The sequence below is a fragment of the Streptomyces sp. NPDC006529 genome, assembly GCF_040611795.1.
In the GTDB taxonomy this organism is placed as follows: Bacteria; Actinomycetota; Actinomycetes; order Streptomycetales; family Streptomycetaceae; genus Streptomyces.
On record NZ_JBEXPB010000015.1, the window covers coordinates 13,926 to 26,189 of the forward strand.

The 12,264-nt window shown below is 72.2% G+C and carries 13 protein-coding genes and 1 pseudogene; 6 read left to right on the top strand and 8 right to left on the bottom strand.

All coding sequences use genetic code 11. From position 1 onward, the window contains the following. Positions 1–40: 40 nt before the first annotated feature. A complete protein-coding gene (serB, locus tag ABZY31_RS13855) occupies positions 41–1,240 on the top strand; it encodes a phosphoserine phosphatase SerB (RefSeq protein WP_356409024.1) in 1,200 nt (399 codons plus the stop codon). A 111-nt stretch (positions 1,241–1,351) separates the two neighbouring features. On the opposite strand, the gene ABZY31_RS13860 is transcribed toward serB, so the two are convergent. The 4 genes from ABZY31_RS13860 to ABZY31_RS13875 form a co-directional block, all read right to left on the bottom strand. After that, the gene (locus tag ABZY31_RS13860; protein WP_356409027.1) at positions 1,352–1,873 is read right to left on the bottom strand and encodes a histidine phosphatase family protein; all 522 of its coding nucleotides are present in this window, start codon (positions 1,871–1,873) and stop codon (positions 1,352–1,354) included. A gap of 122 nt (positions 1,874–1,995) precedes the next feature. Continuing rightward, positions 1,996–2,223 carry a hypothetical protein gene (locus ABZY31_RS13865; RefSeq protein WP_356409030.1) on the bottom strand — a complete coding sequence of 76 codons (228 nt, stop codon included), beginning with the start codon at positions 2,221–2,223 and terminating at the stop codon, positions 1,996–1,998. 175 nt (positions 2,224–2,398) lie between these two features. Further along, on the bottom strand, positions 2,399–2,515 hold the full coding sequence (locus tag ABZY31_RS13870) for an SGM_5486 family transporter-associated protein (protein ID WP_356409033.1): 117 nt from the start codon (positions 2,513–2,515) through the stop codon (positions 2,399–2,401). Between the two features lie 5 nt (positions 2,516–2,520). Beyond that, a complete protein-coding gene (locus ABZY31_RS13875; protein ID WP_356409035.1) occupies positions 2,521–3,849 on the bottom strand; it encodes an MFS transporter in 1,329 nt (442 codons plus the stop codon). A 101-nt stretch (positions 3,850–3,950) separates the two neighbouring features. On the opposite strand from ABZY31_RS13875, the gene ABZY31_RS13880 reads away from it, so the two are divergent. After that, positions 3,951–4,622 carry a FadR/GntR family transcriptional regulator gene (locus ABZY31_RS13880; protein ID WP_356409038.1) on the top strand — a complete coding sequence of 224 codons (672 nt, stop codon included), beginning with the start codon at positions 3,951–3,953 and terminating at the stop codon, positions 4,620–4,622. A 27-nt stretch (positions 4,623–4,649) separates the two neighbouring features. On the opposite strand, the pseudogene ABZY31_RS13885 reads toward ABZY31_RS13880, so the two are convergent. From ABZY31_RS13885 to fabG, 3 genes and pseudogenes are all read right to left on the bottom strand, one after another. Further along, positions 4,650–4,883: pseudogene (locus ABZY31_RS13885) on the bottom strand (hypothetical protein); the annotation flags it as partial. A gap of 521 nt (positions 4,884–5,404) precedes the next feature. Further along, entirely contained in the window at positions 5,405–6,175 is a 771-nt protein-coding gene (gene fabI, locus ABZY31_RS13890) for an enoyl-ACP reductase FabI (RefSeq protein ID WP_356409041.1), read from the bottom strand. A gap of 5 nt (positions 6,176–6,180) precedes the next feature. Further along, positions 6,181–6,900 (bottom strand): 3-oxoacyl-[acyl-carrier-protein] reductase, encoded by a 720-nt coding sequence (gene fabG / locus ABZY31_RS13895; protein ID WP_356409044.1) that lies wholly within the window; start codon positions 6,898–6,900, stop codon positions 6,181–6,183. A gap of 185 nt (positions 6,901–7,085) precedes the next feature. On the opposite strand from fabG, the gene ABZY31_RS13900 reads away from it, so the two are divergent. The 3 genes from ABZY31_RS13900 to tyrS are packed head-to-tail and all read left to right on the top strand — an operon-like array spanning position 7,086 to position 11,342. Continuing rightward, positions 7,086–8,633: a TldD/PmbA family protein gene (locus ABZY31_RS13900; RefSeq protein WP_356409047.1), complete on the top strand. Its 1,548-nt coding sequence runs from the start codon at positions 7,086–7,088 to the stop codon at positions 8,631–8,633. Continuing rightward, positions 8,633–10,024 (top strand): metallopeptidase TldD-related protein, encoded by a 1,392-nt coding sequence (locus ABZY31_RS13905; protein WP_356409049.1) that lies wholly within the window; start codon positions 8,633–8,635, stop codon positions 10,022–10,024. Before ABZY31_RS13900 ends, ABZY31_RS13905 begins: the two co-directional genes overlap by 1 nt. 52 nt (positions 10,025–10,076) lie before the next feature. Continuing rightward, positions 10,077–11,342 (top strand): tyrosine--tRNA ligase, encoded by a 1,266-nt coding sequence (gene tyrS / locus ABZY31_RS13910; RefSeq protein ID WP_356409052.1) that lies wholly within the window; start codon positions 10,077–10,079, stop codon positions 11,340–11,342. 128 nt (positions 11,343–11,470) lie between these two features. Here tyrS and ABZY31_RS13915 read toward each other — a convergent pair whose 3' ends face one another. Continuing rightward, positions 11,471–11,749: a GlsB/YeaQ/YmgE family stress response membrane protein gene (locus tag ABZY31_RS13915; protein ID WP_356409054.1), complete on the bottom strand. Its 279-nt coding sequence runs from the start codon at positions 11,747–11,749 to the stop codon at positions 11,471–11,473. A gap of 175 nt (positions 11,750–11,924) precedes the next feature. Between ABZY31_RS13915 and ABZY31_RS13920 the strand changes: the two genes are divergently transcribed. Then, on the top strand, positions 11,925–12,257 hold the full coding sequence (locus ABZY31_RS13920; RefSeq protein ID WP_356409057.1) for a DUF3099 domain-containing protein: 333 nt from the start codon (positions 11,925–11,927) through the stop codon (positions 12,255–12,257). Positions 12,258–12,264 lie beyond the last annotated feature (7 nt).

Below are 12,264 nucleotides of genomic sequence, written 5' to 3' on the forward strand. Positions count from 1 at the left end.
GAGGTGCCGCCGGGACCGGGGAAGATACGGTGAGGGGACCATGAGCGCTTCGCAGACGTCCGACGTCCCCACCCTCCTCGTCAAGATCTTCGGCAAGGACCGTCCCGGGATCACCGCCGGGCTGTTCGACACCCTCGCCGCCTACTCCGTCGACGTCGTCGACATCGAGCAGGTCGTCACCCGTGGCCGCATCGTGCTGTGCGCCCTCGTCACCCGCCCCGAGGTGGGCGGCGAGGGCGAGCTGCGGGCCACCGTGCACAGCTGGGCGGAGTCGCTCCGGCTCCAGGCCGAGATCATCTCCGGCACGGGCGACAACCGGCCGCGCGGCAGTGGGCGTTCCCACGTCACCGTCCTCGGCAACCCGCTGACCTCGGAGTCCACGGCGGCCATCGCCGCCCGGATCACGGCGATCGGCGGCAACATCGACCGTATCTTCCGGCTCGCGAAGTATCCGGTGACGGCGGTCGAATTCGCCGTCTCCGGCACCGAGACGGAACCGCTGCGCACCTCGCTGGCGCTGGCCGCGAAGCACATCGGGGTGGACGTGGCCGTCGTATCGGCCGGTCTGCACCGCCGGGCACAGCGCCTCGTCGTCATGGACGTGGACTCGACCCTCATCCAGGACGAGGTGATCGAGCTCTTCGCCGCGCACGCGGGCTGCGAGGACAAGGTCGCCGCCGTCACCGAGCAGGCGATGCGGGGCGAGCTGGACTTCGAGCAGTCGCTGCACGCCCGGGTGGCGCTGCTGGCCGGGCTCGACGCCTCGGTCGTGGACAAGGTCCGCACCGAGGTCCGGCTGACGCCGGGCGCCCGGACCCTGATCCGCACGCTGAAGCGGCTGGGCTACCAGGTGGGCGTCGTCTCGGGCGGCTTCACCCAGGTCACCGACGACCTGCGGGAGCGGCTCGGCCTGGACTTCGCCGCCGCCAACACGCTGGAGATCGAGAACGGCAAGCTGACCGGCCGCGTCACCGGCGAGATCGTGGACCGCGCGGGCAAGGCGCGGCTGCTGCGCCGGTTCGCCGCGGAGGCCGGGGTGCCGCTGGCCCAGACGGTGGCCATCGGCGACGGCGCGAACGACCTGGACATGCTGAACGCGGCCGGGCTGGGCGTGGCCTTCTGTGCCAAGCCGATGGTCCGGGAGGCGGCGGACACGGCGGTGAACGTGCCGTTCCTCGACGCGGTGCTGTACCTGCTCGGGATCACCCGGGAAGAGGTCGAGGCCGCCGACCTGGCGTGACGGCGTCCGTACGACGCGCGGCGGGCGCCGTCCGTACGCGCGGCGCGCGCCCCCGGACGGCGACGGGCCCCGGCACACACCGTGCCGGGGCCCGTCGCCGCAGGTGCGCGGTCAGTGGTCCTTGGGGGTCCAGAAGTCCAGCAGCGTGCCGGTGCCCAGCTCCAGGGACTTCCACGGGCCGGTGAAGGAGACCACGGCCAGGGCGGCGGTCGGGAAGCCGGTGCGGGTCATCCGGGTGCGGGTGTCCCCCTCGGCGCGGCCGGCGAGGCCGTCGGCGAGGGCGTGCATGCCGGGGTTGTGCCCGATGACGAGGAGGTCGGCGATGTCGTCGGGGGTCTCGTTGAGGAGGGCGATCAGCTCGCCGAGGGAGGCGTCGTACAGCCGGTCCTCGTAGAGGGTCCGGGGCCGGTGCGGCAGCGCGTGGACGGCCAGCTTCCAGGTCTCGCGGGTCCGGGCGGCGGTGGAACAGAGGGCCAGGTCGAAGTCGATGCCGGTCTCGGCCAGCTTCAGGCCGACGGCGGGTGCGTCGCCCCGGCCGCGCTCGGCCAGCGGACGGTCGTGGTCGGTGCCGTCCGACCACTCGGCCTTGGCGTGCCGGAGGAGGACGATCCTGCGGGGTGATTCGGCGCTCATGACTCCCAGCTTCGCATGAAATGAGCCATGGGGCGCAGGGTGTTGGGCGCATCACCCGTGCGGGGACGGGGCGCCGCGCCGCGCGGGGACGGGGCCTGCGCGACCGGCCGTACGGCGCGTGCTCAGCCGACGACGCGCAGGATCTGCTGGGTGACCTGGGCCAGGGGCGAGGTGTGGGCGGGGGCCGGGCCGGCGGCCCGCGCCTCTCCGGATCCGGCCAGGAGCAGCAGCAGGAGCCCGAAGGCGAGGGCGGGCAGGGCCAGCACCCACCAGTGCAGACGCGCGTCCGCGACGCCGCCGGTGACACGGCGGGCGGGACGGACGGTTCGGGTGTGCAGGGTGGCCGACATGACCGCCTCCGGGATGCTGGGGTGTTCGGCCGGGAGTGGCTCGCTCCCTTCGAATCTATGGATCCGACGGCGCGCTTCCCATCCGGGGCACACCCCACTTCACCCTGAGCCTGGCCCCCTAGGGGGTGGTGGGGTTAACCCCACCCCCGCCCGGGGACCGGCGCGCGGGGCGGTCTCAGGGGGAGACGGAGCTCGCGAGGACGGCGATGATCACGGTCACGAGGAGCATCGCGCCGAGGACGAGGCCGAGCTTCTTGTGGCCGTTCGGGGGGTTCGGTTCGAGGACTGGCATGCCGGTCAGTCTCCCATGCCGCATTCGTCCTCGATCGTGCGGTCCCGTCCCGCCAGGACGCCGAGCACGAGCTGCGGGACGATCAGGCAGGCCATCAGCGCGAGGGGCAGGTCCCAGCCGCCGCTGTGCTGGTAGAGGGTGCCGATGAGGAGCGGTCCGGGGATGGAGATGAGGTAGCCGGTGCTCTGGGCGAAGGCGGAGAGCTTGACGACTCCGGCCGGGGACTTGGCGCGCAGCCCGATCATGGTGATGACGAGGGGGAAGGCGCAGTTCGAGACGCCGAGCAGGAGGGCCCAGGCCCAGGCTCCGGCGGCGGGGGCGAGGGCGAGCCCGAGGTATCCGGCGAGGCCGAAGAGGCCCAGGGTGACGGCGATGGGGCCCTGGTTCCTCATCCGTCCGGCGAGGCGCGGGATGACGAAGGCGAGCGGTACGCCCATGACCATGGTGACCGCGAGCAGGACGCCCGCGGTGCCGGCCGAGACCCCGGCGTCGCGGAAGATCTGCGGGAGCCAGCCCATGGTGACGTAGGCACCCGTGGCCTGGAGGCCGAAGTAGCAGCCCAGGGCCCAGGCGGTGCGGCTGCGCAGGACGCCGGGGCCGGCGTCGGGCCGGGGTGCCGGGGCGGCTTCGGCGGTGGCGGCGAGGGCGGTCCGCAGGGCGCGCTTCTCGCGGCGGGCGGCCGCGGCGATGGCCAGCCAGGGCAGTACGGCGAGGACCGCGAGCAGGGCCCAGACCAGCAGCCCGGTGCGCCAGCTGCCGCCGAGGGCGGCGGTCATCGGCACGGTCGCGGCGGCGGCCAGCGAGGTGCCGGCGGCCAGGGCCATGGAGTACAGGCCCGTCATGGCGCCCACCCGGTCGGGGAAGTACCGCTTGACGATGACGGGGAGCAGCACGTTGGTGAGCGCTATGCCCGCCAGCGAGAGGGCGCTGGCGGCGAGGAAGCCGGCGGCGCCGTCGGCGAAGGGGCGGATCAGCAGGCCGGCGGCGACGGCGGCCATGCCCGCGCAGACGACGGCGGCGGGGCCGAAGCGGCGGGAGAGCCGGGGGGCCGTGACGCCGAAGACGGCGAAGCAGAGGGCGGGGACGGAGGTGATGAGTCCGGCGACCGTGCCGCTCATGCCGAGGCCGGTGCGGGTCTCCTCGAAGAGGGCGCCGAGGCTGGTGATGGCGGGCCGCAGGTTCAGGGCGGCCAGCACGATTCCGACGAGGAGCACCGGGCCGAGCCAGGTGGGGGTGGGGGCGACGGCGGGCTCCGGGGCCGTCGGGCGGAGCTGTTCGGGTGCCGTGCGGGCGGCCGTGGGCCGGTTCAGGGTCTGGATTTCTTCGTCGGACATTGAACCATCATAGAATCATGGGATGATTGGTTGTCCACCCCCGAAGCCTTGACCGAGGGTTTTCGGCCACTCGTGCAGTCGCTCTCCCTGGAGAAGGCCCCATGCCGCTGACGTCCCCCCGCCGCTCCGCCCTCGTCGATCAGGTGATCGCCCAGCTCCGCAACCAGATCACCTCCGGCGAGTGGCCGGTGGGCTCCCGCATCCCCACCGAGCCGGAGCTGGTGGAGCTGCTGGGCGTGGCGCGCAACACGGTCCGCGAGGCCGTCCGGGCGCTCGCGCACAACGGGCTGCTGGACATCCGCCAGGGTTCGGGCACCTACGTCCTCGCGACGAGCGAGCTGGCGGGGGTGATGCACCGGCGCTTCGCGGGGGCCGATCCCCGGCACATCGCGGAGCTGCGCTCGACCCTGGAGTCCTCGGCGGCCCGGCTGGCGGCGGAGCGGCGGACCGAGCGGGACCTGGTCCAGTTGGACGCGCTGCTGGCGCGCCGCGAGCAGGCATGGGCGAGCGGGGACGCGGAGCTGTTCGTGGCGGCGGACGTCGGCCTGCACATGGCGGTGGTGACGGCCTCGCACAACGAGGTGCTGATCGGGCTGTACGCCGACCTGGGCGACCTGGTGGCGGACTGGCTGCGCGGCGACGTGGGCCCCGAGCTGGCTCCGGAAGCGCACCTGGACCACTCCCGGCTGATCGAGGCGATCCGGCGGGGGGACGCGGACACGGCGGCGTCGGAGGCGGCGGGGTACCCGTTCGTCTGCCTGGGGCGCGCTTAGCCCTTGCGGACCGCGACCGCCGCGCCGCTACTGGCGCCGGTGGCTGACCCAGGCCGAGCGGACTTCCTTCCAGCAGCGGCCGGTCAGCTCCAGCCGGGCCGCCGGTCCCACGGCGACCGGGGCGCTGTCCCCGTCCACGTCCCACCAGCGGTCGCACTCGACGTGCAGCCGGACGAAGTCGGTCGCCGGGAAGCGGTTGTGGCAGGAGGCCTTGACCTGGGAGCCCTCGATCCGGGTGGCGCAGTCGGCGCCGAAGAGTTCCTCGGGGCCGCTGCGGGCGCCGCGCACCGGGGGTTCGACCGGCAGGTCGGCGACGTGCACGGTGGCCGTGTCGGGCGCCCCCGGGTCCGGAGGTCCGAGCGGGAGTCCCGCGATGCCCGGGCCCTCCGCCCCGGCTCCGGGATCGGCGGCTCCGGATCTCAGGGCTCCGCCGAGGCCCGCCGCCGTGACGGGGTCGGCCGAACCGGTCCGCGATCCTGCCGTGGCCGGGAGCAGCAGGCCGGTCACGAGGACCGAGGTGAAGAGCAGCGATACCGCCCGCTTGCGCCTCGTACGCACTCCGCACCTCCTCCCCGACGCACGCCGGAACCACCCCGGCTCGGTCAGTTTGCAGGCATATGTCCGCCTTTTCGACTCGGGAAGATCCCATCGGGCGGTGTACATCTGATCGAGGAACCCCCGCGGGGCACGGCCCGGCCACGGAAAACGGCGGCGGCCGCGCTCCCCGGAAAGGGGAAGCGCGGCCGCCGCCGTACGGACGCAGGGGCAGGTGCGACGAGGGGTCAGGCACCCATCGCGTGCAGGCCGCCGTCCACGTGGACGATCTCGCCGGTGGTCTTCGGGAACCAGTCGGACAGCAGGGCCACGATGGCCTTGCCCGCCGGCTCCGGGTCGCTCATGTCCCACGTCAGCATGGAGCGGGAGTTCCAGACGTCCGCCAGCTCGGAGAAGCCCGGGATGGACTTGGCGGCCATCGAGCCGATCGGACCCGCCGAGACCAGGTTGCAGCGGATGTTCTCCTTGCCCAGGTCACGGGCGAGGTAGCGGCTGGTGGCCTCCAGCGCGGCCTTGGCCGGGCCCATCCAGTCGTACTGCGGCCAGGCGAACTGCGCGTCGAAGGTCAGGCCGACGACGGCCGCGCCCTCCGCCGGGAACAGCGGCTTGCACGCCATGGTCAGCGACTTCAGCGAGAACGCCGAGACGTGCATGGCGGTCGCGACCGACTCGAACGGCGTGTTCAGGAAGTTGCCGCCCAGGGCGTCCTGCGGGGCGAAGCCGATGGAGTGGAGGACTCCGTCGAGGCTGCCGAGCTCCTCGCGGACGAGGCCCTCCAGGCGGGCCAGGTGCTCGTCGTTGGTGACGTCGAGTTCGATCACCTTGACCGGCTTCGGCAGCTTCTTGGCGATGCGCTCGGTCAGCGTCGGGCGCGGCCACGCCGTGAGGATGACCTCGGCGCCCTGCTCCTGGGCCAGCCGTGCAGCGTGGAAGGCGATGGACGACTCCATCAGCACCCCGGTGATGAGGATGCGCTTGCCGTCGAGGATTCCACTCATGGTGATCAGTGACCCATGCCCAATCCGCCGTCAACGGGAATGACGGCTCCAGTGATGTACGCGGCGGCGTCGGACGCCAGGAAGCTCACGGCAGCCGCGATCTCCTCGGGCTGCGCGTAGCGGCCCAGGGGGACCTGCCCGACGATCCCGGCGCGCTGTTCGTCGGTGAGCACCTTCGTCATGTCGGTGTCCACGAAGCCCGGGGCCACCACGTTGAAGGTGATGTTGCGGGAGCCCAGCTCGCGGGCGAGGGAACGGGCGAAGCCGACCAGGGCCGCCTTGGAGGCGGCGTAGTTGGCCTGGCCCGCCGAACCCAGCAGGCCGACGACGGAGGAGATCAGGACCACGCGGCCCTTCTTGGCGCGCAGCATGCCGCGGTTGGCCCGCTTGACGACGCGGAAGGTGCCGGTGAGGTTGGTGTCGACGACGGAGGCGAAGTCCTCCTCGGACATGCGCATCAGCAGCGTGTCCTTGGTGATGCCCGCGTTGGCCACGAGCACCTCGACCGCGCCGTGCTTGTCCTCGATCTCCTTGTAGGCCTGCTCCACCTGCTCCGAGTCGGTGATGTCGCAGCGCACCGCCAGCACGCCCAGCTCGGCCAGGACCTCCGGCGGCTCGCCGGAGCGGTAGGTGATGGCCACCTTGTCGCCGGCCTCGGCGAAGGCTCGGGCGATGGCGAGGCCGATGCCCCGGTTTCCTCCGGTGACGAGAACCGAGCGGCTCAACGGATCACCCTTTCGCTAGCAGTCTGGATACCCGAAAACCTATCGGTCACCGACCGTTTCCAAAGAATCGGGCTCCGACAGGGCCTCGGGACGGGGTCTGTCGAGTCCCTACAGAAAGCGGTAGGCAGTGCGGGCCCCGGCGCGACATGATCGGGGCAACCGATCCGCACCACGGGAGGACGTCCGTGCCCCATTCCATCGACGCGGCATTCGCCGCGCTGCCCTTGCGGGCGCTGGCCGATGCGGCCCTCGCCCGGGCCCGCGCACTGGGCTCCGACCACGCCGACTTCCGGCTGGAGCGGATCCGCAGCGCCTCCTGGCGCCAGCGGGACGCCAAGCCGTCGGGCGGCTCCGACACCACCGACCTCGGCTACGCGGTCCGCGTGGTGCACGGCGGGAGCTGGGGCTTCGCCTCCGGCGTGGACCTCACGATGGACGGCGCCGCCAAGGTGGCCTCGCAGGCCGTGGCGATGGCGCAGCTCTCGGCGAAGGTGATCAAGGCCGCCGGTCCGACCGGGGGCGCCCCCGGCGGTAGCGGGGGGAGGGTGGAGCTCGCCGACGAGCCGGTGCACGCCGACCGCACCTGGGTCTCGGCCTACGAGGTGAACCCCTTCGAGGTGGCGGACGAGGAGAAGGCGGCGCTGCTCGCCGACTTCAGCGCCCGTCTGCTGCGGGCCGGGGGCGTGGCGCACGTGGACGCTTCGCTGCTCGCCGTGCACGAGAACAAGTTCTACGCGGACACGGCCGGGACGGTCACGACGCAGCAGCGGGTCCGGATCCATCCGCAGCTCACGGCGGTCGCGGTGGACGGGGAGACCGGCGAGTTCGACTCGATGCGGACCATCGCCCCGCCCGCCGGACGCGGCTGGGAGTACCTGACGGGCACCGGCTGGGACTGGGACTCCGAACTGGAGCAGATCCCGGAGCTGCTGGCCGAGAAGATGCGCGCGCCGAGCGTGCGCGCCGGGCGCTACGACCTGGTGGTCGACCCGTCGAACCTGTGGCTCACCATCCACGAGTCCATCGGGCACGCAACCGAGCTGGACCGGGCGCTGGGGTACGAGGCGGCGTACGCGGGGACCTCCTTCGCCACCTTCGACCAGCTGAACAAGCTGACGTACGGCTCCTCGATCATGAACGTGACGGGGGACCGCACCGCGCCCCACGGGCTGGCCACGGTCGGCTACGACGACGAGGGCGTCGAGGCGCAGAGCTGGGACCTGGTCAAGGACGGCACCCTGGTCGGCTACCAGCTGGACCGGCGGATCGCGAAGCTGACCGGGCTCGGCCGCTCCAACGGCTGCGCCTACGCGGACTCCCCCGGCCACGTGCCGGTGCAGCGGATGGCGAACGTGTCGCTCCAGCCGGATCCGGGCGGGCTCTCCACCGAGGACCTGATCGGCGGGGTCGAGCGCGGGATCTACGTGGTGGGCGACCGTTCCTGGTCGATCGACATGCAGCGCTACAACTTCCAGTTCACCGGGCAGCGGTTCTTCCGGATCGAGAACGGCCGGCTGGCCGGGCAGCTGCGCGACGTCGCCTACCAGGCCACCACCACCGACTTCTGGGGTTCGATGGAGAAGGTCGGCGGCCCGCAGACCTACGTCCTGGGCGGCGCCTTCAACTGCGGCAAGGCCCAGCCCGGGCAGGTCGCGGCCGTCTCGCACGGCTGCCCCTCCGCGCTGTTCCGCAACGTGAACATCCTCAACACCACGCAGGAGGCCGGACGCTGATGCCGATCCGTACCAAGCCCCACGAGATCGTCGAGCGGGCACTGGAGCTGTCCACCGCCGACGGATGCGTCGTCATCGCCGACGAGGAGTCGAGCGCGAACCTGCGCTGGGCGGGCAACGCCCTGACCACGAACGGTGTCACCCGCGGCCGCACCCTCACGGTCATCGCCACGGTGGACGGCAGGGAGGGCACGGCCTCGGGGGTCGTCTCGCGCTCCGCCGTCACCGCCGAGGAGCTGGAGCCGCTGGTGCGCGCGGCCGAGGCGGCGGCCCGCGGCGCGGGCCCGGCCGAGGACGCCCAGCCCCTGGTCACCGGCACACCGGCCTCGCCCGACTTCACCGACGGGCCGGCCGAGACCTCCTCGGCGGTCTTCGGGGACTTCGCCCCGGCGCTGGGCGAGGCCTTCGCCCGGGCGCGGGCGGGCGGGCGCGAGCTGTACGGCTTCGCGCACCACACGATGGTCTCCACCTACGTCGGCACCTCCACGGGCCTGCGGCTGCGGCACGACCAGCCCACCGGCACCCTGGAGGTCAACGCGAAGTCCCCGGACCGCAGCCGGTCCGCCTGGGCCGGACGCGCCACCCGGGACTTCAAGGACGTCGACCCGACCGCGCTGGACGCGGAGCTCGCCGTACGCCTCGGCTGGGCCGAGCGGAAGATCGAGCTGCCCGCCGGGCGGTACGAGACCCTGCTCCCGCCCACCGCCGTGGCGGACCTGCTGATCTACCAGATGTGGTCGGCGGCGGCCCGGGACGCGGTCGAGGGCCGGACCGTCTTCTCCCGGCCCGGCGGCGGCACCCGGGTCGGCGAGCGGATCTCCGGTCTGCCGCTGACCCTGCGCAGCGACCCGAACGCGCCGGGTCTGGAGTCCGCGCCGTTCGTGATCGCGCACAGCTCGGGCGACGACGCGTCGGTCTTCGACAACGGCCTGCCGGTGCCCGCCACCGAGTGGATCAGCGGCGGCGAGCTGTCGCGGCTGACCACGACCCGGCACAGCGCGGCCCTGACCGGGCTGCCGACGGCGCCGGGCTTCGGGAACCTGATCCTGGAGGGCGGCGGCGAGAAGTCGCTGGAGGAGATGGTGGCGGCGACCGAACGCGGCCTGCTGCTGACCTGCCTCTGGTACATCCGCGAGGTGGACCCGGCGACGCTGCTGCTCACCGGGCTGACCCGGGACGGGGTCTACCTCGTGGAGAACGGCCAGGTCGTGGGCGAGGTCAACAACTTCCGCTTCAACGAGTCGCCGGTGGACCTGCTCTCGCGGGCCAGCGAGGCCGGGCGGACCGAGAAGACCCTGCCGCGCGAGTGGAACGACTACTTCACCCGGACCGCCATGCCCGCCCTGCGGATCCCGGACTTCAACATGAGCTCGGTCAGCCAGGGCGTCTGACCCACCTAGACTGACCACAGCATGTGTGAGACACCGAAGGAGTCGAGAGACCGTGACGGACATCGTCGACGAACTGAAGTGGCGCGGGCTGTTCGCCCAGTCCACCGACGAAGAAGCGCTGAGCAAGGCGTTCGCGGACGGTCCGGTCACCTTCTATTGCGGTTTCGACCCGACCGCGGCCTCGCTGCACGTGGGACACCTGGTGCAGGTGCTGACCGTCCGCAGGCTCCAGCAGGCCGGGCACCGGCCGCTGGCGCTGGTCGGCGGGGCCACCGGTCAGATCGGTGACCCGCGCCCCACGGCCGAGCGCACCCTGAACGACCCGGAGACGGTCGCGAACTGGGTGAACCGGCTGCGCACGCAGATCGAGCCGTTCCTGTCCTTCGAGGGCGAGAACGCCGCGGTCATGGTCAACAACCTGGACTGGACGGCGGGCCTGTCCGCCATCGAGTTCCTGCGGGACATCGGCAAGCACTTCCGCGTCAACAAGATGCTGACGAAGGACTCCGTCGCCCGGCGCCTGGAGTCCGACCAGGGCATCAGCTACACCGAGTTCAGCTACCAGCTGCTCCAGGGCATGGACTTCCTGGAGCTGTACCGGCGCTACGGCTGCACCCTCCAGCAGGGCGGCTCCGACCAGTGGGGCAACCTGACGGCCGGGCTCGACCTGATCCACCGGCTGGAGCCGCAGGCGCAGGTCCACGCGCTGGCCACGCCGCTGATGGTGAAGGCGGACGGCACCAAGTTCGGCAAGTCCGAGAGCGGCGCCGTCTGGCTCGACCCGGAGATGACCACGCCGTACGCGTTCTACCAGTTCTGGCTGAACGTGGACGACCGCGACATCTCCACCTACATGCGGATCCTTTCCTTCCGGTCCCGCGAGGAGCTGGAGGAGCTGGAGGCGCAGACCGCCGAGCGTCCGCAGGCGCGCGCCGCGCAGCGCGCTCTGGCGGAGGAGCTGACGACGCTGGTGCACGGCGCGGACCAGTGCGCCGGGGTGATCGCCGCGTCGAAGGCGCTGTTCGGCCAGGGCGAGCTGACGGACCTGGACGAGGCCACGCTGGCCGCGGCCCTGTCCGAGCTGCCGCGCGCCGAGGTCTCCGGCCTGGCGCCGGTCGTCGACCTGCTGGTCGAGACCGGCCTGGTCGCCAGCAAGTCGGCCGGGCGGCGCACGGTCAAGGAGGGCGGGGCCTACGTGAACAACGTCAAGGTCACCGCCGAGGACGCGGTGCCCGCCGAGGCGGACCTGCTGCACGGGCGCTGGCTCGTGCTGCGCCGCGGCAAGAAGAATCTGGCCGCGGTCGAGGTCACGGGCTGACCGCCCGTACCACTGCACGGTGACACGACGGAGGGGCCGGTACGGACGCACGGTCCGTACCGGCCCCTCCGTCGTGCCCCGGGGCCGCGCCGCCGGGTCGCGCGCGTGCGCTTCGCGCGCGGCGTCGCTCAGGTCACCTGCCGCTTGTTGCCCCTGAGCGCCATGTAGATCATGTCGCCGAGTCCGACGACCACGACGGCGCCGGCCAGCTGGAGCAGGTGGCGGATCCAGTCGATGCCCCGGGTGTCGTGCACACCGATCCAGCCCGCGACGGCGTTGCCGAGAATGGCACCGACGATGCCGAAGATGGTGGTCAGCCACAGCGGCTGGTGCTGCTTCCCGGGAAGGATCGCCCGGGCTATCAGGCCCAGGACGAATCCGACGATGATCGCCCACAACCAATGCATGTCGCCTCCTCGTGGCGCGGTGTGCGCATGTCAGGCCAGTCTCGGGGCGGTCCGCGCGGTCCGCACGTCGGTGGTTCCATTCGGGCGATACCCGCCCTCCCCGCCGCGAAGCGGGCCGCGTACCGTGGAAGGGTCCGGACCGGGAGGTGTCCGGCGGTGGATCGGGTGGTGGAACGTGCTGCGCAAGAAGCGGAACGGGACCGAGGTCTTCCGGATCACCGGAGCGCGCAAAGGTCTCGCGGAAGACGTCCGGGGCCGTGAGCGCCGGTACGTGATCTCGATGGGGATCCGGACGCTGTCGGTGCTCCTGACCGTCATCCTGTGGAACGTGGAACGGCCCGTGGCGATCGTGACGCTGGTGCTAGGGGCGCTGCTGCCCTACGTTGCCGTGGTCATCGCCAACGCGGGGCGCGAGTCGGCGCCCTCGCTGCCCTCGCACTTCCTCGCGGCGCCCGTGCGCCCCGCGCTGGAGGCGGGAAACCTCAAGAAAAGCTCAGATCAATCATGAAGTTCCG

Bases quoted from the DNA above. Each gene is read 5' to 3' on its own strand.
- ABZY31_RS13860 (WP_356409027.1), bottom strand. From the start codon at position 1,873: ATGAGCGCCGAATCACCCCGCAGGATCGTCCTCCTCCGGCACGCCAAG.
- ABZY31_RS13905 (WP_356409049.1), top strand. From the start codon at position 8,633: ATGCCGATCCGTACCAAGCCCCACGAGATCGTCGAGCGGGCACTGGAG.
- ABZY31_RS13915 (WP_356409054.1), bottom strand. From the start codon at position 11,749: ATGCATTGGTTGTGGGCGATCATCGTCGGATTCGTCCTGGGCCTGATA.
- ABZY31_RS13870 (WP_356409033.1), bottom strand. From the start codon at position 2,515: ATGCCAGTCCTCGAACCGAACCCCCCGAACGGCCACAAGAAGCTCGGC.
- ABZY31_RS13880 (WP_356409038.1), top strand. From the start codon at position 3,951: ATGCCGCTGACGTCCCCCCGCCGCTCCGCCCTCGTCGATCAGGTGATC.
- ABZY31_RS13875 (WP_356409035.1), bottom strand. From the start codon at position 3,849: ATGTCCGACGAAGAAATCCAGACCCTGAACCGGCCCACGGCCGCCCGC.
- ABZY31_RS13865 (WP_356409030.1), bottom strand. From the start codon at position 2,223: ATGTCGGCCACCCTGCACACCCGAACCGTCCGTCCCGCCCGCCGTGTC.
- serB (WP_356409024.1), top strand. From the start codon at position 41: ATGAGCGCTTCGCAGACGTCCGACGTCCCCACCCTCCTCGTCAAGATC.
- fabI (WP_356409041.1), bottom strand. From the start codon at position 6,175: ATGAGTGGAATCCTCGACGGCAAGCGCATCCTCATCACCGGGGTGCTG.